This is a genomic window from Pseudomonas sp. FSL W7-0098 (genome assembly GCF_005930585.1).
Classification (GTDB): domain Bacteria; phylum Pseudomonadota; class Gammaproteobacteria; order Pseudomonadales; family Pseudomonadaceae; genus Aquipseudomonas; species Aquipseudomonas bubulae.
In genome coordinates this window covers 423,982-445,703 of record NZ_RXHW01000001.1, presented here as the reverse complement: position 1 = coordinate 445,703, position 21,722 = coordinate 423,982, and the positions used below count along the sequence as shown (strand labels likewise).

Genomic DNA, 21,722 nt, shown 5'->3' with positions numbered 1-21,722 from the left:
GGCGTAACGAAGCATTTGTTGTGCCAGTGGCTAACAGCTTGTTATTGCGGCAAAAATTTATCGCTGACAAAGGCTGAATAGTCGGGCAGAACGGTTTCGATCTTGCCCTGCTCCTTGAGGAACAGGGCCGTCCCGGCGATATCTTTGGCCGTGCCACCCCCCAGCAACTGCGCCGACTTTTGCTCGGCTGCCGAAGGGAAGTGCGCGCCGTGCAGCAACTCGGGGATGTCTTCGGGGCTGGCGCCGGTCAGTCGGGCGATTGTCTGCACCTGCGGCGAATCGGTAGTCCAGGCGGTCTGGTGGGCGTTGTAGTCGGCGATGGCATCGAGGCTGACTTTGGCGAATTTAGCGACGATTTCCGGATGTTTATCCGCGAAATCCTTGCGTGCGACCCAGACTTCAAAAGTCGGTGCGCCCCATTCGCTGACCTGGCCGGCGTCGGTGAGGATTTTCCCGGTCTTGCGAATTTCCCCCAGGGCAGGCGACCAGGTGAACGCGCCGTCGATATCGCCACGCTTCCAGGCTGCGGTGATTTGCGCAGGGCTGAGGTTGACCACCTTGACCTGCTGCGGGGTCAGGTTCCAGTGTTTCAGCGCGCCCAGCAGGCTGTAGTGCGACGTCGAAACAAAGGGCGTGGCGATGGTCTTGCCGATCAGGTCCTGCGGGCCGTTGATACCGCTGCCGTCACGCACCACCAGAGCTTCGGAACCCTTGATCTGCGCGGTGACGATAAAAGTCACCAGCGGCACATTGCGCGAGGCCGCGGCAGCCAGCGGGCTTGAGCCCAGATTGCCGATCTGCAGGTCCCCGGAGGCCAGGGCCGACACCACCGCCGGACCCGAATCAAAGCGGCGCCAGTCAATCTTTTCACCGATGGCTTTGTCGTAACTGCCCTCGGCCTGGGCCAGTTTGGTGGGGTCGATGCCGGTGATATAGCCGATGGTCAAATCAGCTGCCTGCGCGCCGAAGCTGAGGCCTGCGAGGGAAAGAGCAATCAGGAGTGTGCGCACGGACATGGCTTGGACCTTGTTGTAAGAAGATAAGAAGGGGCTGTCCGGCGGTCCGGTGCAGCGAATCTAAGTGCTTTAAATCAAAGGGGAAAATACCGTTTTGGAACTTGCTTAGAGCGCCCGGCCACACACCCTGGTTGCGGCGTGCATGATCCGGGTCAAACGTCGTGGCGGTAAAAGCCGGTACAAGCGTCCTGTGAGGAGTCCATAACAAAACCAGCACGGCCCGTTTCGAGGGGACCACCCCAGATCGACGCCTTAAAGGAATAACGCGATGCTTTCTACCTTTCCACGTCTGGCATTAGCCGGCCTGACGTTGCTGTGTACCCTTGAGGTGCAGGCCAGCGAGCCGACCCCGGCAGCCAACCCCGAGAAAAACCTGATTGAACGCGGCCACTATGTGGCCCGGCTCGGTGACTGCATTGCCTGCCATACCGCCATGGGCGGGGCCGAGATGGCGGGCGGGCTCGAGCTGAAAACGCCAATGGGCACGATTTACTCGAGCAATATCACCCCGGATCCCGAGACAGGTATCGGCCAGTACAGCTTTGAACAGTTCGACAAGGCCATGCGCCAGGGTGTGACGCCTGCGGGGAAAAACCTCTATCCGGCGATGCCGTATCCGTCTTACGCGAAGATGAGCGAAGACGATATGCGCGCCCTGTATGCCTACCTGATGCACGACGTGGCCCCGGTAAAAATGGCCAATCTTGAGGCCGATATGGGCTTCCCGTTCAACCAGCGTTGGGGGCTGGCGCTGTGGAACTGGGCGTTTGTCGACAATCAGCCGTTTGTCCCCGACCCGGACAAAAGCGTCGAACTGAACCGTGGCGCCTATCTGGTGCAGGGCCTGGGGCATTGCGGCTCGTGCCATACGCCGCGTGGTATCGCCTTTCAGGAAAAGGCCATGAGCGATGACGGCAGTGCCGGCAAGCACTATCTGGCGGGGGAAACCGTCGAGCACTGGCGCGCCTTGAGCCTGCGCAACCTGTGGACGGTGGAGGACACCGTGCAGTTGCTCAAGACCGGACAAAACCGTTTTGCTACGGTGTCGGGCAATATGGCTGATGTGATCCACCACAGTACCCAGCACTTTACCGATGCAGACTTGACTGCCATCGCCAGCTATTTGAAATCGCTACCTGCAGGCAAGGATGATTTACCGATGCCAGCCGTGGCGATCACACCCGCCAAGGCACCGGATACGCTGTACAGCAGCCGTGGCGGGTTGGGTTACACGCAGTTCTGCGCTGATTGCCATCGCCCGGATGGCGGCGGGGTCAAAGGCATGTTCCCGCCGTTGAACGGCAACCCGGGGATCGTCGCGGCCAACCCGACGACACTCTTGCATATCACCCTGACCGGCTGGAAAACCCCGCAAACAGCAACGCACCCGCGGGTGTACACCATGCCTGACTTCGCCCGGCTGGGCGATGATGAAATTGCCGAGATCCTCAGCTTTGTGCGCAGCAGCTGGGGCAACGCGGCTCCAGCGATCAAGCCAGGGCAAGTCGCGAAGATGCGCAAGCAGTTGAACCCCGAGACTGTCGACGAGACCGCCTTTGTCACCCCGCGCCTGGCCAATCTGCTCAGTGCCGCCAATGCCGATCAGGTGGTGCGCGGCATGCGCCTGCATCTGCAAACCAAGGCGCTGTTACCGGATAACGTCGGCAATGCCCTGAACTGCACCAGTTGCCACTTGAACGCAGGCACCGTGGCCGATGGCTCGCCTTTTGTCGGGGTCTCGGCGTTCTTCCCCGGCTATGCGCCACGGGCGGGCAAGGAAGTGACACTGGAGGAGCGGATCAATGGTTGTTTCCGTCGCTCGATGAATGGCCAACCCTTGCCCGTAGCCTCGCCGGATATGCAGGCGATGGTGGCGTATTTTGACTGGATGAAAATGAACACGGTAGCGGGGGACAAGGTTGCGGGCCGTGGCGTGGGCAAGGTCGATCCGAAAATCGTCCCCGATCCGGAAAACGGCAAACTGATCTATGCGCAGCAATGTGCGGTGTGCCACGGTGACGACGGCCAGGGCCTGAAACAGGCCGATGGCAGCTTTGTGTACCCGCCGTTGTGGGGCAACGAGTCGTTCAATATCGGCGCGGGCATGGCGCGCACTTACACGGCGGCGGCGTTTGTGAAACGCAATATGCCGATCGGCTTCCACGAGAAATTCCCGTTAGGGCAGGGTGGATTATCGGATCAGGAGGCAGTGGATGTGGCTGAGTACTTCTCCCATCAACCACGACCTGATTTTGTCGACAAGGCCAAGGACTGGCCCAAGGGTGGCAAACCGGTGGATGCGCGGTATTAAGGGCAAGCACTCCTTACCTCAAAACAGCGTTCGTGTTTGTGTGTTTGCCGGGCTTCAGCGAAGCAAAAAAAAGCCCCGCGACCGAATGTACGCGGGGCCAAAAAATGGTTGGTTGCGGCCAACCAAAGGAGCTCGTTGAATCAGTGCGCGCTGGCGACAGTCTCGGCTTGCCAGCCGCCGCCCAATGCTTTGTAAATAGCCACTACGCCGCGATACAGCTCAACCTCGGCCTGGGCCTGGCTGTCTTCTGCCGCAAGACGCTCGCGCTGGGCATCGAGCAGCACCAGAAAGTCCACCGTGCCTTCGCGATAGCGAATGGCTGCGAGGTCAGCTGCTGTACGACTTGACTCACTTTGACGTATTAACGACAGCAAGCGCTGTTGGCGTTTGCCGTAGTCACTGAAGGCGTTTTCCGACTCTTCCAGCGCCAGCAGTACTTGCTGCTCGTAACTGGCCAGGGCGCCATCGGCCTCTGCATCGGCACCGCGCAGTCGTGCCCGCACGCTGCCCAGGTCAAATGCAGGCCAGGTAATGCGTGGGCCCAGTGCCCAGGCATTGGCTGCTGCTGAACCAATTTGCGAGCCACGTCCGGCAGTAAAACCGAGGAAGCCGCTAAGGCTGACCCGCGGGAACAGGTCGGCCTTGGCCACGCCGATACGGGCCGTCGCCGCCGCCAGTTTGCGCTCGGCACTCATGATGTCCGGGCGTCGTTGCAGCAGGTCGCCGGGATTGCCGATATTCAGCGCCTTGGCAATGGCCGGTAGCTGTTTGGGGCTCAGATCCACGCTCAACTGCTCAGGTCGCTGGCCCAGCAAGGTGGCGATACGATTGCGCTCGCGCACCTGCTCGGCCTGCAATTGCGGCACGCTGGCTTCAACCGAGGCAAGGCGGGCGTCAGCGCGCACCACGTCCAGCTGATCGCCAACTCCGGCGTCACGCAGGCTTTCAGTGATGGCCTTGGAGTCCTGCTGATTTTTCAGGTTATCCAGGGCGATGCGCTCGCGCAGCTGTGCACCCCGTAGTTCACCATAGGCATCCACCAGTTCGGCAATCATGGTCACTTGCAGTTGATACAGATCGGCCGCAGCCGCCTGCTCGTCGGCATCGCTGGCCTCCAGCTCGCGCTGGATACGGCCAAACAAGTCGATTTCCCAGGCCATGTCCAGGCCCAGGTCGTAGCGCTCACTGTTGACGCGCTTCTCGGTGGTGCCCGGGATCTGGCCCTTGCCCACATCGCTGCTGGCGCGGCTGGTGATGGTCGGCATGATGTCGTTGCTGACATCATCGCGAATCGCCCGGGCCGCCCGTAGGCGGGCAAATGCCACGCGCAGCTCGCGGTTGCCGGCCAGAGACTGGGTCACCAGCTGGTTGAGGGTCGGATCGTCAAACTGTTGCCACCAGATCCCTTCAAAATGTGCCCGATCAAAGCCCTTGAGGTTGTCGGCACTGATCTGTGCCGGGGCCGTGGCCGGGGTCGTGTAGTCCGGGCCCACGGCGCAAGCGCTCAGGGCCAGCACCAACAGGCTCGGCAGAAAAACTTTCACGCTCATTGTTGCGACTCCAACGTGAGGTGCTTGGCCGCTTTGCGCGCTTCACTGCGCTCTACATAACGGCGAATCAATACATAGAACACCGGCGTCAGCAGCAGGCCGAAGAAGGTCACCCCGAGCATCCCGGAGAACACCGCAACACCCATCGCATGGCGCATCTCTGCACCGGCACCGCTGGACAGCACCAGAGGCACCACACCCATGATGAAGGCGAAGGAGGTCATCAGAATCGGCCGCAGACGCAGACGGCAGGCTTCCAGCACCGCTGCCAGCGGGTCGAGGCCTTCTTCCTGTTTGTCCTTGGCAAACTCGACGATCAGAATCGCGTTCTTGCACGCCAGCCCCACCAGTACGATCAGGCCGATCTGGGTGAAGATGTTGTTGTCACCCCCCGAGATAATCACCCCGGTAATGGCTGAAAGCAGGGTCATGGGCACGATCAGGATCACCGCCAATGGCAGGCTCCAGCTTTCGTACTGGGCAGCCAGTACCAGGAATGCCAGCAGTACACAGAGCGGGAACACGAACAACGCGGTATTGCCTGAGAGGATTTGCTGATAGGTCAGCTCAGTCCATTCGTAGGTCATGCCGTTGGGCAGTTCTTCCTTGAGCAGTTTTTCCATCGCCGCCTCGGCCTGGCCCGAGCTGTAACCCGGTGCTGCGCCGCCGTTGATTTCAGCGGTGACAAAGCCGTTGTAGTGCATCACGCGGTCAGGACCTGCGGTGTCGCTGACCTTGATAAAGGTCGCCAGCGGGATCATTTCGCCCTTGTTGTTACGCACCTTCAGCTGGCCGATCTGCTCGGGTTCGAGACGGAACTGCTGCTCGGCCTGCACATTCACCTGATAAGTCCGACCGAAGCGGTTGAAATCGTTGGCATACAGCGAACCCAGGTAGATCTGCAGGGTATCGAAGATGTCGCTGATGGCAACGCCGTGGGTCTTGGCCTTTTCGCGGTCGATAGCGGCATCGACTTGCGGCACGTTGACCTGATAGCTGGTGAACAACCCGGCCAGTTCCGGCACGTTATGGCTCTTGGCAATCACGTTCTGCACTTCTTTGTACAGCTCGTCATAGCCCAGACCACTGCGGTCTTCGACTTGCAGGCGGAAACCGCCAATGGTGCCCAGCCCCTGTACCGGCGGCGGCGGGAAGATGGCGATATAGGCGTCCTGAATGTCGGCAAACTGTGCGTTCAACGCGGCGGCAATCGCCGCTGCCGACTGACTTGGGTCCTTGCGTTCATCAAACGGCTTGAGCGGGGTGAACACGATGCCGCTGTTCGGGCTGTTGGTAAAACCGTTGATCGACAGGCCGGGGAAGGCCACCGAGTTGGCAACGCCAGGTTGCTTGAGAGCAATTTCGGACATGCGTTTTATCACCGCTTCTGTGCGGTCCAGGCTCGCGGCGTCCGGCAGTTGGGCGAAGGCCACCAGGTATTGCTTGTCTTGCGGTGGTACAAAGCCGGTGGGCGTGTGGGCAAAGCCAGCCCAGGTCAGCACCATCAAACCTGCGTAAACCAGCATGGCGATGCCGCTGCCACGGATGATCCGTCGCACGGTACCGACATAGCCGTTACTGGCCTTGACGAAGAAGCGGTTGAACGGGCCGAACAACCAGCCACCGAACATACGGTCCAGCAGACGAGTGAAGCGGTCTTTCGGCGCATGATGGCCTTTAAGCAATACTGCTGCCAGTGCAGGGGACAGGGTCAGCGAGTTGAAAGCCGAGATCACCGTCGAAATGGCAATGGTCAGGGCAAATTGCTTGTAAAACTGGCCGGTCAGGCCCGAAATGAATGCGGCCGGGATAAACACCGCACACAGTACCAGCGCGGTGGCAATGATCGGTCCGGTTACTTCGCGCATGGCCCGCTTGGTTGCATCGACGGGGTTAAGCCCCAGCTCGATATTTCGCTCGACGTTCTCCACCACCACAATCGCATCGTCCACCACGATACCGATGGCCAGCACCAGTCCGAACAGGGACAAAGCGTTGAGCGAGAAGCCAAACATATGCATCACTGCAAACGTACCGATCAGCGATACGGGCACAGCGACCAGCGGGATAATCGAAGCGCGCCAGGTTTGCAGGAACAGGATTACAACCAGTACTACCAGGATCAGGGCTTCAAACAGGGTGTGGACTACCGCTTCGATCGAACCACGAACAAAGATGGTCGGGTCGTAAACGATGTCGAAATCCATTCCCTCCGGGAAGTTCTTTTTCAGCTCGGCCATCTTGGCGCGAACGTCATTGGAGATCTGGATGGCGTTGGAACCCGGACGCTGGAAGATCGGGATCGCCACCGCCGGCTGGTTGTTCAGCAAGGAACGCAAGGCGTACTGGCTGGAGCCCAGCTCAACCCGGGCAATGTCCTTGAGGCGGGTGATCTGGCCATCATCACCGGAGCGGATGATGATGTTCTCGAACTCCTCCTCAGTGACCAGGCGGCCCTGGGTGTTGACCGACAGCTGGAAGCTGGTGGCATTGGGGGCGGGCGGGGCACCGAGGGCACCGGCAGCCACCTGGCGGTTTTGCTCGCGAATGGCGGTCACTACATCAGTGGCTGTCAGGTTGCGCGAGGCAGTTTTGTTTGGATCGAGCCATACCCGCAGCGAGTAATCGCCCATGCCGAACATCTGCACATCGCCAATACCGTTGAGGCGCGCCAGCTCATCCTTGATATTGAGGATGGCGTAGTTGGACAGGTAGAGCATGTCGTAGCGCTTGTCCGGCGAGGTCAAGTGCACAACCATGGTCAGGTCTGGCGAGGCTTTGTCCACCGTGATGCCGATGCGCGTCACTTCTTCCGGCAGTTTGGGCTGGGTGCGCGTCACCCGGTTTTGCACCTGCACCTGGGCGTTGTCCAGGTCCGTGCCCAGGGCAAAGGTGATGGTCAGGGTGATCTTGCCGTCAGCGGTGGACTGCGAAGACATATACAGCATGTTCTCGACACCGGTGATGGCCTGCTCCAGTGGTGCGGCCACGGTGTCACCGATCACCTTGGGGTTGGCACCGGGGAAGTTGGCGCGCACCACAACGGTAGGCGGAACCACTTCAGGGTATTCGCTGATCGGTAACTGGAACAGCGAAATGCCGCCCGCAATCAGGATAAGCAAGGAAAGCACAGCGGCGAAAATCGGCCGCTGAATAAAGAACTGGGAAAAATTCATCGGAGTTATCGTCCCTTAACCGCGAGGAGTCGCGACGCTGGCCAACTTCGGCGCGCCAGTGGCGGGCTTGATTTGTGGCAGGTTGCTGGCTTCCAGGGCTTGTCGTTGTTGTGCCAGGGCGGCGAGGGTCTGTTCGTTGGCCATCGGGATCACTTCAGGCGTTACCGGCGAGCCGGGGCGCACTTTCTGCAGGCCCTTGACGATAATGGTGTCGCCCTTGTTCAGACCGCTGCGAACAATGCGCAGGCCTTCGATTTTCGGGCCCAGGTCCACGGCGCGGTAGGTCGACTTGTTGTCGGCGTCCATCACCAGCACGAATTTCTTGCCCAGGTCGGTGCCCACGGCTTCTTCATTGATCAACACGGCGGAGTAGGTGGCGCTACCGACCAGTTTCAGGCGAGCATACAGGCCGGGGGTAAAGCTGCCGTCGGCGTTGTCGAACACGGCGCGGCCACGGATGGTGCCGGTTTGCGGGTTGACCCGGTTGTCGACGAAGTTCATCTGGCCCAGATGCGGGTTGCCGTCTTCGTTGGACAGGCCCAGGTACACCGGTGTGGTCTGGCCGCGTTGACCCTGACGAGCAAGCTGGTTGTACTTGAGGAACACACGCTCGTCGGCATCGAAGTAGGCGTACACCTTGTCAGTGGACACCAGGCTGGTCAGCGGCGTGACATCGGCGGTGACGATGTTGCCCGCAGTGATTTCGGCACGGCTGACGCGGCCACTGATCGGTGCAGTGACGCGGGTAAAGCTCAGGTTGAGTTTGGCCAGGTCCAGTTCTGCCTGGATGGCCGCGACGCCGGCACGGGCTTGCTGGGCAGCGGTGGTGCGCGAGTCGGCCAGCTCTGCCGAAATGGCATTGCTCTGGCGCAGACGTTCGCCGCGCTGGGCTTCGTTGTCGGTACGGCTGGCATTGGCGCGGGCCTGTTGCACCTGGGCTTCAAGCTGACGCACGGTGGCCTGGAACGGGCGCGGGTCGATCTGGAACAGCAAGTCGCCCTTTTTCACCAGGGCGCCCTCGGTAAAGGCGACCTGATCAATCTGGCCCGACACGCGTGGACGAATTTCTACAGTCTCTGGAGCTTCCAGGCGACCGGTGAATTCATCCCATTCGTTGACCGGTTGCTCAAGCACCTTGGCCACACTGACTTTTGCAGCAGGAGCCGGAGCAGTCGCTTGGGGAGTTTTGCCGCATGCGCTCATCACCACAATGGCCAGGGCCGCAAGTGGGAAGCGCAAATGTTTAAGTGACTGTTCCATGAGGGGAGTCCGCCGATCTATTGAGATGGGCGGATAATGCTGGCGCGAGTGCTGGCGCACGAATCGAACCCAGCGAAGATCAATATCATCCGGAATGATACAAAGCGTTACCAAGCTCTCTAGCCTGCGCTTTTTGTTAGGAAACTATCAATTAAATTCTGTGTTATTGCCAGCGTAGGGTGTGTTGCACGACGGGTAATAATAACCAATATGTACCACCTGCCACGCTGATTGCTTGCCTAGGCTGCGTGCGTCTATGTGCCAGTCAGGTCACGCATCCATGTCTTCCCTTCATCGATTCACACCTTTACTCACGGCCTTCGATTCCCGGGGCTCAACTGTGCGCACGGTGGCATACCACCGGCAGCGTGCTGGGGACGAACCCCAGGCGCGGCTCCATGCGGTTGATGTTTCGCCACCTTGGCGGGCCGCGCTACCGGGTGGTCGGGGTGCGCAACCCGCACTGATGATGCCCTCGCGAGCAAGCCTGCAGGATGACTATTTTCCTCCGGGCCCGGGCTTGCATCGCGATGTGGTTGGTCAGCTTGAACCAGGCTCCCAGGTGTCGTTTTCATCTTCGCTGATGCTGTACCAGGTGCAATGGGTCTGGCGGCTTAGATGCCCCCTGGCGTTGAGCTTGCTCGTCATGCGGCCCAACGGGTCATAGAACAGCTGATCGCAGTAGCCATCTATGCGCCGGGCTTCATCATCGATAAAGCGATAGTGATCGGCGAAGTAAGGCCGATAGTTTCGAATGGCCAGGCCCTTGTTGTTGTATTCGACCCTGCCGCTGACCCGCCAGCGATGTTCGCTGAACGCACGCAGGGGCTTGCCGTCACTGTCAAGGCTCAGTCGCCCCGACGGGGCAACCACATACGCTTCACCCGCCGAAGTTTTCTGCTTGGTTTGCAGCTCACGTCCAAAGCCATCGGTGAACGTCAGGCTGATCCGGAGTTGCCGGTTAACGCTGTCGTCGCTCGTCGGGTAGTTATCGGCTTGCAGCACAGCGGCATAGACCGGTTCGCGGCGTGCCTGGAGGATCTGTTCGTTCAGTTGGCGATTCGCCGTGATGCTCATGTCCAGTGTTGCCAGGCGCATGCGGCCGCTGGCACGAATATATCCGTCCGGAGTCAGATATCCCTGCGTTACCCATTGTGTGCCCGGGGGGGCTGCCGGGATGTGGCCCATCCAGTTGAAAGGGGCGTGGAAGCAGGCGCTGGCAGCATCGAGCAGCGCTGTTTGAGGGTTGTCGATGGCAAAAGCGGGGCTGTCATTGGCTGGGCGCCTGTAGTCCGTCAGCGGGGCGAACCCTGTTGGTTTGCCATTTTCCTGGCCGTAAACACTGGTTACTTGCAACTGGCCGAATGCATCGTAGCGCGCTTGCCGAACAGTCCCCTGGGGGTCGGTGATTTCGATGGGCAACATTAACCGGTAGTCATAGACGGCTTGGGTGCTGCAACCGTCCACGGCCGTTACTGCGGCGATATGGCAACCGTAACGGTCATGGGTGAGTGTGGTCGCTGAGTGGCTTTCAGAGGCTCGCAACTGATTGGCCCGGTAGAAACCATGCACGTCGGTGTAACGGGTAAAGCCCTGTTTGAGTGACCACAGGGCTGGCGCTGCGCGGGTGTCTGTTGGCTCAGGCAGGAACAGGCTCATGGGATGGTAATGCTCCTGGACGAGGGTGCTGGCCAGGTCGAACGGGGTTCCTCCGGGCAGTGCAGGCACATCGTCGTAGGCGGCAAGTGCCTGGTCGTCGAGTTCGGCCGACTCTTTGAAGGCCGTCAGCGCCTGAAAGCTGGCCTGGCCCGCCGGTAACGGGGCGTCACTCTGCGCCAGGCAGTAATATTGCACGGACAACCCCCCCAGAGTGCGCTGTGCCTGCGGTCGCACAGGGTTGTCAGCGGTGTTGCCGATTAACAGTTCATAGCTGGTATGCGCGCTGTTGAGGGCTTCTTTTTCAAGCACCAGTGCATTGCTGCGTTGCCGGTAAGGCAGTTGCAGGCGCCAGCGTTGAGGATTGTCCAGATGAATGAACTGCGCCCGGATTTCACTGATGTAGTGCATCTGCTGGGCCGGGTCGTGGGTATCGCGCCACCAGGTCTGTTGATGGGCCTCATCGAATGGCGGCAGGTCGGATGCGCGCTTGCGCCGGGCGTAATTTATGGTTACCCCGTGTGTCAGGCTGCCATAACGATCCCGGCGCAGATTGATGATGTGCTGGCAGGCGGGGTCGGTTGCCTCGCGCTCGTAGCGGTAGACCCGTGACTCCAGGGCAAGTACCAGCAGGGATTCGGGCGTCTGCAATTGACGCAGCATATAGCGGTACTGGCTGACGGTAAAAGGCACTCGTGACGATTCCGGGTCATCGGCCGCAAACACTTCTTCACGCAGTACCAGCCCGCTCAGTGCCAGAGCCATCCTGCGCCCGGAAGCAGGCGGTGGCAGTACGCTGTCTTGCTCCTTATCGGCTTCCAGGCGGGTCAGCAGTGTGTTGCCTGGCGCAAGGGCCAACCTGTCGCCCGCCCAGTATTGGTCCTGCGGCATATCAAGGGCTTTTCCGGTGTGAAACCAGGTCTTGCGCAGCAAGGGTGCGGTTGCTGCCTTGTCGAGTTTCTGGCCGGCAGGGCCCTCGGTGTCGGTTGCCATCAGCAAACCGAAGCCCTGGAACTTGCGTTCGAGACTGTCGTAGAAACCTTCCCTGTAAGTGAAGCGTTGGGTCAGCTGATTGCCGCTGATCTGATCCAGCTGTTGCTGCTCGCTGACCAGATGCAGCGCAAATGGCAGGCCACCGGTGCGCTGTGTCCGTTGCGGTTTTTCGTCCAGCCACTCCTGGGCACTGCTGCGGTAGGTAACCCGGCCTGATGCCCCCATGTTGTTGTCGGTACCGATCAACAAATAGGGTTTTTGCCGGACAAAGTCGTATCGCCAGTGACGGGCTGAAGGGAGAAGGGCGGAGAGGATCAGGCTGGTACAGCCCAGCCCTTGCAGGTCGGCCACACTGACCTGGCAAAAGCGGTCATGCCTGACCCCCACGGGCCAGGGCAGCGCTGTCGGCACGGCTTGCAGGCCGTTGCCGCAGAGGTTCATGAAAATCAGTGCCCGATCGGGCTGAAGGTAGATCAGGTCACTGGCGCCGGAGCCATCCAGATCGGCCAGCAGTACTCGCGAGGCCTCGAATTCGGCGTAGGTGAAGGGCAGGGTGGCGAATACGAACCCTTTGCCAAATCGGCCCCGGCCCAGATTTGGCCAGCACTTGATTTCATCATGACGAATGCGTACCAGGTGTTGCTGGCCACTGCCCAGCAGATCGCTGAACGCCATCAGTTCAGTTTCGCTATTGCCAGGCAGTGGCAGATCGTTATCGGGATGCGGCATGTCCGCGGCAGGGGCAAAACCCTGCGAGCCCTTGTTGCGATAGAGCCGCACACTGTTGCGGCCAATCAGCGCCAGGTCGTCAATACCGTTACCCATCAGGTCGGCGAGCTGGGCTGTCGGCTGGAAGAACTCCTGCGGCAATGCTGCAAAAGGCGCGAAGCTTGCCCAGCTCCGGTCGTTTTCCAGGGTGAAAAAACCGCTCATGCCCGGCTGGGCGATGATCCACTCCAGCTGGCCGTCGCCATTGAGGTCCGCCAGGGACTGGTACAGCGCACCGGTCTGCTGTGCCACCGGGATACGCTCCAGCATTTGCAGCGGGCCATAGGCGACGTCATCAGGCTCGACCGGGTTGGCAGCCCGGACGGGTTCGCGGTAGTACCAGCTTTTGTCAGAGCGCCAGAGCACTCCCGGCAAGCCGTCGTTGTAGAGGTCAACCAGTTGATAGCGCTGGTTGTCGTTGATACCGTCCAAAGCGTCAAAGCGTTGATAGCCTGAAGGCATGCCAGTTAACTGGAAGTCGCTGTAAGTCAGCTCCAGGGGCGGCCAGTGGCAGATCTTTGCGCTGGCATCGCAGGCCTGGCTGTGCAGGGCCTGCAACAGGCTGCCTGCGGTTGCGGTGGTCATGTACTCCAGCAGCAGCCGGCGGGTCAACACCGGTTCGCGGCCCATTGCAGGCTCTTCAGGAAAGTAGTGGAACATCAGGACTTGCCGGCAAAGACGCCGGCTCGCCAGTTCAAAGCCATAGGCATAGTTACACATTGGATCACTGCGTTCCGGCCATGGTTGTTGCACCCCATAGGAAGGGAGGCGAGTCAGATCAGTTGTGCGTTCGCCGTAGTCAAAGAGCAATTCAAAATGCCATTGTTTTTGCGCCGGTGTTTCAACTGTCCACAGTTCCAGATGCTCCCTGGGCACGATATTGGTGTAGCCGATACGGGCAAGGTAGCGCTGGGCGCTGTAGTCTCGAGGGCCACTGCCCCGGGTGTCAGCCTTGTACTGATAGTAGATCTGCTCGCCGTGGGGGTTGAGGCTTTCCTCAAGCAGCCATTGGGCAACATGGGCAGGCGCCTGCGGATCGGCGATGCGGGCCGCGTGCGTTTTGCCAAACAGGTACAGGTTGCCGTCTGCGCCCTGGACCAGCCAGAACCCTGCGGGGTCTGACGTCGATGACCAGTGCTCAATGCGATCGAAAGTGGTTTCGTGGCGTGGCAGGTAGCGCACCACAGTGTAGGTGGTGTTCAGTTGAAGCCCGTTGAAACGGCTGCTGGAACGGGTTTGCAGCATGCCTTGGGCTGTCCGTTCGGGGAGCAGTTCCGTACCTGACGGACCGATAAATACATCCTCACTGTCATAGGCGGGTACGCCCTTGAGCGTGCTGCGTGCAATCGAGCCAGCAAAGGCTGCCCAACCGGTTCCGAACGGGCCATTACCCAGGGCACTGTTGTAAGTCAGGCTGATGGCCGGGTCGAAACCCCGGCCCGGCGACAGTGGCAGGGGAACCTCGAACGATGCCGCACCGGTCATACCGACGGCTCCCCATGTGGTGCCGATACTTTGTATTGCGCCTCCGCCCTTGGGCAAGGACGGTGTTTGCACCTCGCCTGTGCTGTGTTGTTGGGTCGTCATCCCTGACCTCCTGCGCTTCTCGCGGTGTAGCGCACATGCACGATGATGTCGCTGAGGGAATTGAGCATGGATGACTGGGCTGCAGGGTTGGGAAACGCCAGTCGCCATTTGGACACTGCCCCGGTGTACTCGAAGGGCAGATAGCGTTCGTCATTGTCGAAGTTGAGGGTGAACAGGCCGCTGTCATTGAGCCCTGTGGACAGTGCGACCTGCTCCCTGACCCGCATGTTGTCGAGCATATCGTCGTCTTTTGCAGACAGGTGGGTTCGGTTCCAGGTCTGGGTCAGGGTCGCGCAAATGTCTTCATAAGGTCCGAGCGTGGCAGGCAGCGAGACGCTGACGCTTTTTATCCGGCGCAGGTAATGACCGGGGTAGTCGTCGTCGAACAGCGCCTTGCTCAACTCAAAATCCACGGTGCCATTGACGATCATTTCGTGCTTCAGCGACGCCCAGTCCTTGTTCAGCGTGGGCACCCGATCCTTGCCATGCAACAGGCGCAAGGACAGGGTTTTGCTGATTTCCAGTTCACGCTGGTTACGTTGCATATAGGCAGTATTCATGTTCTGCAGGTCGAGCTTGAGCGACTCGCCTGCGGTCAGCCCCTTGAATTGATTGTGCCAGTGGCTGCTTTGGATAAAACGGGTGTTCCAGTCCGCACGTTCAAATTGCCAGCATGCCTGTGCGCTCAAGCACAACGAATGGGCTGCGTCGTAGGCCTGATAGTAGAAAGAAGCCAGATGACTATTGAGCCACTGATACAACTGTGCGCTGGAAAAATGCTTGCTGAGCACCTCGTAGGTGAATCTGGCCTGCTCCATAGCTGTTTCCGTGTGTCTGAGTTGCAAGCGCAGCACCGTGTTCTGCTGTTCGTGGGCCTGCAGTTGCAAGTCGGCCTGAGTGAGCTCCTGACGGCACTGCTCCAGGGCCTGGGACCACTCCTGGACGCGGCGGTTGAACAGCGCTGTACGATCCAGATGACCGGCATTGGCGCGTTTCTCATTAGCCATATTTCGGGCCGCAGCCTGAATCGCATAAAAGGCGCCTTCATAGCGCATCCCGCCGTTGGAGGTGCCGAAAATATTGGGTGCCAGCATCGCCAGCCCTGCAGCAGCCTCGGCTACGGATGCTTTGGTTTCCCACTGTGCGCTTTCAAGATATTGCTGGCTGGCCTGTGCTTCGGCTGGAGAGATACCCTCATTGAGCAGTTTTTCGAAATACTGCTGGCGGCTTACCAGTACCTGGCGACCGGCCAGCAGCGCCTCGCGGTTGGCTTCGTCAGCCCGCATGCCCTGACGTTGTTGATCGACGGCGATTCTGGCGAGGTCCCAGGCATGTTGTTGCTGTAACTGAAGGTGCTCGTTCTGCTCTTTGCGCTCGAACAGCACAAGCAGGGTATTACCGAGCTGGATGACATTCTCGACCAGGGTCGCGGCATGGGCATGGACAACCTGGTAGCGATAATGGCCGATTTCCCTGGTTTGTTGGCGGGTCGCAGACAATGGGTCAGAGCTGGCATTGTGGGCGTAGTGGCTCAACAGCAGGTGCGGAGCCAGCGCGGGTGCGAACAGTGCCTGTTGCAAGGGTTTTGCGCTGATACTGAGGTGATGTCGAAGGTTGTAGAGGCGACTTTCAAGTTTGTCCCAGCGTGACACCAGGTCCGGATTCAGGGGCAGGTACAGGGTGCTCTGGCTTGATGCGCCCAGATCCTGCAGGGTTAAGGGTTGCCAGGGATCGGCTCGGCTGATTTGCGGCCTTGGCCCCAGCAGGCTACTGGCCCGAACGTACCAGAGCTTGGCCTCTGCCAGGCTATCGGCACTGGCTTGACGATAAGCGGCATCGCCGCGATTGAGCAGGATGTCCAGGTACAACATATACAACGCTTGGCGGAAACAGGACGGGCTACTGAGGGCTATCTGGTGCGGATCGTCCGGGTTGTCCTGCTGGTAACCCGGCTCTGATTTGTCCTGGGTCAGGGCGGGCACTTTCCAATATCTTGAGTGTTGCTGCGGTTCAGTTGCCCTGCTTTCTGGATCGAAGATGTATTTGAGCCAGGATTGGGCCTCGGCATAACGCTGCTCCATGTTCAATCGGCAGGCCACCAGCCAAGGAAGGAAGAGGAACAACTCCCGGAAATACTTGCCATGGGCGCCATGAAAATCCAGGGAGTGGGGCGTGGCATTGCTGGTAAGCGCCGGTTCGTGCGATTGATTTGTGGCTATCGTAAACAGCCGGTCGAGACTGACATTGGCGGCGGCGCTCAGGTGTCTGCCAATAGTGGTGTTCATGTGGATCGGCGCACGAAGGGTTCTCGGTGAAGCCACATCGCTGTACTTGAGAAGGGAGCCGCTGAAGTCGATAAACTCGGCTGTTCCTTCAGGCTGCGCCGGGCTGCGTGAGATTCTGGGCGCCAGAGGTGTAATGGGGGTGGCGTTATTGGGATCCAGTTTCAGTCTCAGGGACTTCAGTGCATAACCTCGCAGGCTGCGGCTGTTATGGCGTGTGTCCGTGTCGTAAATCAATACTCCGTGAAGGATCGTGATTGGCCGGGTACCCGTGCTTGCAATGCTGCTCACTTCCTCTTCAGGCCGGAGCGTTTCAGGATTGAGTTGAATATGGGCGCTGAACAGATGGGCCGGGGTCAGGCTTGTAAATACGCCGTTGAGTGCGCGGCGGGAGGTATTGGGTTCACCGACGATATAGCTGTTGTTGCGATGGATGTTGTAAGGGTGCGGTGTGTTTTCGTCCCGTGGAGTCATGATCACGGGCTTGTAGTGGCGGGTATATAACGTGGCAATGACACTATCAAATAACCAGTCGTTCTGACTGTTCACTTGCTCATTGAGTGTGGCGTAAAAATGAAGAGTAATGCGGTGGTCGGAATGAGCGTTTTCAAACAAGGTATTGAAAGCGTCGTATTCGATGTATCTGCCTTCCAGCGAAACGTTCCAGTCTTTGCGTACGGCACTTAACCTTTGCGGTTTTACGACGCTGAGGGCGTCGTCGGGAAATTCATATATCAGGCTGGAATAGGTAACGCCGGTTTTGTGACTGGTCATGGAGACCGATACCCAGCTGCAGGGTGGGATCAGTTCGGTCTTGAGAGTCAGCAGCGAGCTAGGTTCCAGCTTGAGTTTGCCGCTGCTACCGGGAAGCGGCCGCAGAAGGGCAAGATGGAGAGTAAGTTCGGCCCGGTTGGTACTCGCCCTGAAGGTGACCGACTGCTGTTCGGGGAATGCTTTTTCAAGCCTGGCGTTGACTTCCAGCGCACAGGATGTGGTGTTGAAGACAATATCGCTGTGGTAGTGCTGGTCACTTATATAAGCCTGTTTGTTCTCGAAGTTCCAACCTGTAAATGCCGGGGTCGGGGTACTGCTGACGATGTCTGTTATTGCGACGGTTTCGCTGGTCGGGGCGTGGAAATTGAAATTTCGCGAATTGTTGTAGATGAACAGGGATAAATAACGTTTTGCCAGTTTTTCGTGTTCAGCGTTGGGTTTAAGGTCTGCCACTGTGCCCCTTGAGAATAACCGCTCACTGCTTAAGTCCTGGTCGAGTCTCACGGCCTGGAAAAAGTCGCTGCGGGTGTGATCCCTGCCGGCGACGGGCTTTTGCGGAGCATGGGCGTTCAGCCCTAAAAACAAGGATGCCGGGCTAGTACTGGTGTCCAGCACTGCCACTGTTTCAGTCGCCTGCATCAAGGCGTTCTGGTCCAGTTTGTTAAGCTCTTTCATCACGCAGTATTCATCACTGCACACCCGTGGCACGCTCCAGCTGCCATCGTATTTCATGTAGGAGAAGTAAAGGCGGAACTGAATGAAACGACTTTTCAGGTAGTTTTCCAGGCGTGCTTTATAGTTTTTTTCCGATTCGTCAGGCTCTGACCAGAAATAATCAGCGCTGTAACTGGCCGCTGCCGGGGATATGCATTGAGCCCAGACAACAAACAGGCGGTTGTTAAAGCAAATCGGACGGACGCTGTGCTCCGGGATGTTTTCCGAGGCAGGCAGAGGTATTATTTTCCAGTCAGACCAGGCGCCGGGCTGTGGTGCGTCCTGCTTGAGGGCAGGGGCACCCCCTGTGGCGGGATGCAAGTAGCGCCTGGACATATCCAGCGAGCGCCAGTAGTAAGTGTTCTCGACAGTTGATCGGGCAACAAAGTAGTAAGTGCTCTCGGCGAACCTGTCTTTTTCACCATCAATGTAACCATTCAGGGTCTTGAGGCTGCAGATCTCTTCAAATCGGGCCAAGTAGCGTTGAATGGCAGGCAGTATATTGTCCGAGTTAATTCGACATTGATTTATGTCGTTCTCAAGCTGCTGGAAACTTTCGGTTTTATCACGGCGTAACATCGGGTTCAGATAGTTGGCCGGAAAGCTGCGTAACTGTTGAATCGCACGCCAAACCGAATAGGCATGCAGATTGTTGCGCCAGGTGTTTTGTTGTTTGGTTGTCATGCCAAGTTTGTCGTAGCCAGGCTCCAGCCCCACTGAAATGGCGTTGATATATTGCTGCAGGCTGGCAATGGCGCTGGCCACACGACTGGTAGGCACTGCCTGACTGACTTGCACATCCAGCAGCCAGTAGGTGTACAGGTCGTTGGCGTTGTTGATTGTGTGCTTGCGAGCCGGGGTTTGCAGGGTGGTGTCTTCAGGCAGCACGTAGGTGAGGTAGAACGCGAGCAAGGCATCGCGCAGCTGCTCATTGAGTTGCCGGTGGCGTTGGTCAGACATGGACATTCCTCGGAAAGATGTATGAGCGTTGCGCTCATGGGGCGGTGGCGAAGACGGCGCTGCCGACCTGCTGCCAGTCATCGGAACTGAAGGTGGCGGTCAAGCCTGTCGCCATCAGCAACATGCTTGCCGAAAGACCTGTCTGCCTGGCGGTCTCATGGCAGCGCATTAGCCAGTCCAGTTCAGTCATCGAGCGCACGCGTTTTTCCAGCAGGGGCTTTATCAATACCTCTATCTCGCTGGCGTTCCACCCCAGCATCTGGGCCAGCAATTCGCTGGTTTGCGAGTTCAGACCGGTTTGTTCGCCGTTCTGTTTTTGAGGGTTGGCCTGGTTCAGATAATTGAGCAGTGTGGCGTGGTTAATCCCGTAAACGTCGCTGAAATGACTGAACCTCTGGAACAGATACAGGGTGCTCAGGGTTAACTTGAGGGTTGAATGTGCCGATTGCTCGGACTCCAGCCAACCGGGGTCAAGCAGAAAAGCCTGCAGGGCTTCACGGCTGATGGGCAGTTGCAGCTCGGTTTCTGCATGGGGAAAGAACAGCAGCAGGTGTTTGAGGGATTCATTGGGTTTATCACTGCCAAGGGCACTGGCGAAAATACGCGAAGCTTGCCTGAAGGCCTGTTTCATCAGCTCGGGGGCCTCGCTGGCCAGGGAGGTATCCTTGAGTAATTGATCTATTTCTTTCTTGAAAGGATGCAATTGTGAGTAGGCTGCGGACAGCTGCGTATTGAGTATCTGCTTGACCCGGGCCTTGAGTGCCTGGTTGCGCCCCGCATCGGGGCTCAGGTTGACGTATTTGTCGACCATGTAGGCCACGCCTTTTTCCAGGCTGTCCGCTTTGGGTTGCGCGGGCAGCATGGACTGGACCCGGAGCAGTCCTTTGGCCAGCAGCACATTCCAGGTGTAGGCAAGGGGTTTGCTACCGGCTTCCGGTTGCGGCAAGTCCAGCTCATCGAGTGTGGATTGCGCCAGCAGATATTGGGGCATGCGTTGCAACACCGCCTCGACCTGCGTGAGCCGCTGCTGTACGGAGGAGGGCAGCAACGTGCTCTCCAGTAACAATTGCTGGCGTAACTGTTGAACGCTTTTACCGCTGTCATTGAGCCAGCTAACCGCCCAGTCCAGTTGCATCAACACATCGAGAAAGTCCGCTGGCGAGTTGCTGCCTGACTGACGCAAGCCCGGCTTGACCAGTTGCTGGTGGTAGGTTTTGCCCCCCAGCAACTGGCACAGATGATCGCAGTCCATGACTGACAGTCCGAACATTGCGGGTAATGTGGCCTGTCGGTAAAAGCTGGAAAACGTCTCGATATTCCGGCGAGGCGTGGCGAAATATTGCTTGGTACGGGTTTTCAGCAACCCCAGGGACTGTGGTGTGTCTTCGAGGCCCAGAGCGCCACAGGCACGATACAGAACCCCTTGTGTCGTACCGAGATCCAGCGGCTGGTTGTCGAGAGTCAGGGGGGCGTTGAGCCAGTGCGGCGGGTTGAATACCTGGTCGAATAGCGATGGGTGTTGCCCGACCCCATGAACGGGCATGTGGTAAAGCCATGCCGAAAATGTTCCGGGTGTCAGGCCATAGCGTTGGTTCAGGTAGCGAAAGACACCCATTGCACGCAGGCTGTTGTCGTTGATGGCAAGGTGTTCAGGGCTGCTGCCTTCACAACCGGCGATGCTATAGAGCAAGGTATCCAGATCTGCGAAAGGCATATCGAGCCAGCGTTGCAGGCGGATCATCCGTTGCAAACGGTCATGACGCTGTGGAGTTGTATTTTGCAGGTGGTTTTTTTTTGATGAGTCGATGCTCAGGCCCAGTTTCTTTTGCCCTGTTCTGTAGGGGCCATTGATAAAGCGAGCGCCTGCAGTGTGATCCCGGGCAATCTGATCTGCCGTCTGCACGACGTTGCCAGACAAGCGCGGCTGATAGCTGGCGTGGGCAAGCAGTTCATGGAACTGCTCGGTGCTCAGGCCGGTGTGCTGCATGAACTGTTGTTGGTCAGTGATGGGCTGGCTGTGGCCATAGTGTTTTTTGTAAAAGGTGTCTGTGCCCTGTTCTTCAAAGTCCTCGGTCAACAGGTTTTGTTGTGCAGGGCTGAGCAGGGTGAGCAGACGCTGCGCCTCATAGGCTTGCTGCTGCACCGTGCCGTACTTGTTCTCCGGCTGCTGGTCATAGGGCAGTTTCAGGCTGATGCGATAATTCAATGCACCAAGCCCCGGCTTGTTGCCCGCAAGCCCCAGCGCGCATTGCTGATGGGCCAGGTCGAAAGGCAATTCAAGGGGGTAGCGTAATTCGGCCAGCACCTGATGCACCGTGCGGCCGCCATAAATGTCGCGATGCGTGTCCAGGTAGGTTTTGACCGGTGCGTTCAGGGCCTCGTTGACCAGCGTCAGCAGTGGCAACTGACGGGAAGTGTTTTCAGCATTGATCACCAGTTCCTTTAGCGCAGGTACACGTTGAGCGAGGGTGATTTTGTCTTGAGTGCCTTTGCCGGTTTGCTCCACTTCCAGGGCAAACCGGTAGAGCGCCTGCAGATACGCCGCGGGCGAGTCGACTGCGGCGAGGGAAGTCGGTGAGCAAAAGGTATCCCAGTCGTCTTTGAACAGGGCTGACCAGGTGGGGCCCGAGTCGGGAGAGGCGGTGTCCGTTGGCATGGTAAATCTCCTGTGCACG

General features: G+C 58.6%; 8 protein-coding genes. 1 reads left to right on the top strand and 7 read right to left on the bottom strand.

Annotated elements, in window-relative coordinates:
• Positions 1 to 41: 41 nt before the first annotated feature.
• On the bottom strand, positions 42 to 1,016 hold the full coding sequence (gene tauA / locus FHL07_RS01975) for a taurine ABC transporter substrate-binding protein (protein WP_095023849.1): 975 nt from the start codon (positions 1,014 to 1,016) through the stop codon (positions 42 to 44).
• 268 nt (positions 1,017 to 1,284) lie between these two features.
• On the opposite strand from tauA, the gene FHL07_RS01970 reads away from it, so the two are divergent.
• A complete protein-coding gene (locus FHL07_RS01970) occupies positions 1,285 to 3,327 on the top strand; it encodes a c-type cytochrome (RefSeq protein WP_138738021.1) in 2,043 nt (680 codons plus the stop codon).
• A 140-nt stretch (positions 3,328 to 3,467) separates the two neighbouring features.
• Here FHL07_RS01970 and FHL07_RS01965 read toward each other — a convergent pair whose 3' ends face one another.
• The 6 genes from FHL07_RS01965 to FHL07_RS01940 form a co-directional block, all read right to left on the bottom strand.
• Positions 3,468 to 4,877, bottom strand: a complete 1,410-nt coding sequence (locus FHL07_RS01965) for an efflux transporter outer membrane subunit (protein ID WP_095000342.1) — start codon at positions 4,875 to 4,877, stop codon at positions 3,468 to 3,470.
• Positions 4,874 to 8,053 carry an efflux RND transporter permease subunit gene (locus FHL07_RS01960; protein WP_095000341.1) on the bottom strand — a complete coding sequence of 1,060 codons (3,180 nt, stop codon included), beginning with the start codon at positions 8,051 to 8,053 and terminating at the stop codon, positions 4,874 to 4,876. Before FHL07_RS01960 ends, FHL07_RS01965 begins: the two co-directional genes overlap by 4 nt.
• A 15-nt stretch (positions 8,054 to 8,068) precedes the next feature.
• Positions 8,069 to 9,313: a multidrug efflux RND transporter periplasmic adaptor subunit MexE gene (gene mexE, locus FHL07_RS01955; RefSeq protein ID WP_095000340.1), complete on the bottom strand. Its 1,245-nt coding sequence runs from the start codon at positions 9,311 to 9,313 to the stop codon at positions 8,069 to 8,071.
• 540 nt (positions 9,314 to 9,853) lie between these two features.
• Complete coding sequence (locus FHL07_RS01950) at positions 9,854 to 14,317, bottom strand: SpvB/TcaC N-terminal domain-containing protein (protein WP_138738020.1); 4,464 nt, start codon at positions 14,315 to 14,317, stop codon at positions 9,854 to 9,856.
• On the bottom strand, positions 14,314 to 19,047 hold the full coding sequence (locus FHL07_RS01945; RefSeq protein ID WP_138738019.1) for a Tc toxin subunit A-related protein: 4,734 nt from the start codon (positions 19,045 to 19,047) through the stop codon (positions 14,314 to 14,316). The genes FHL07_RS01950 and FHL07_RS01945 overlap by 4 nt, the downstream gene beginning before the upstream one ends.
• Before the next feature lie 34 nt (positions 19,048 to 19,081).
• Positions 19,082 to 21,703: a Tc toxin subunit A gene (locus FHL07_RS01940; RefSeq protein WP_138738018.1), complete on the bottom strand. Its 2,622-nt coding sequence runs from the start codon at positions 21,701 to 21,703 to the stop codon at positions 19,082 to 19,084.
• Between the last annotated feature and the right edge of the window lie 19 nt (positions 21,704 to 21,722).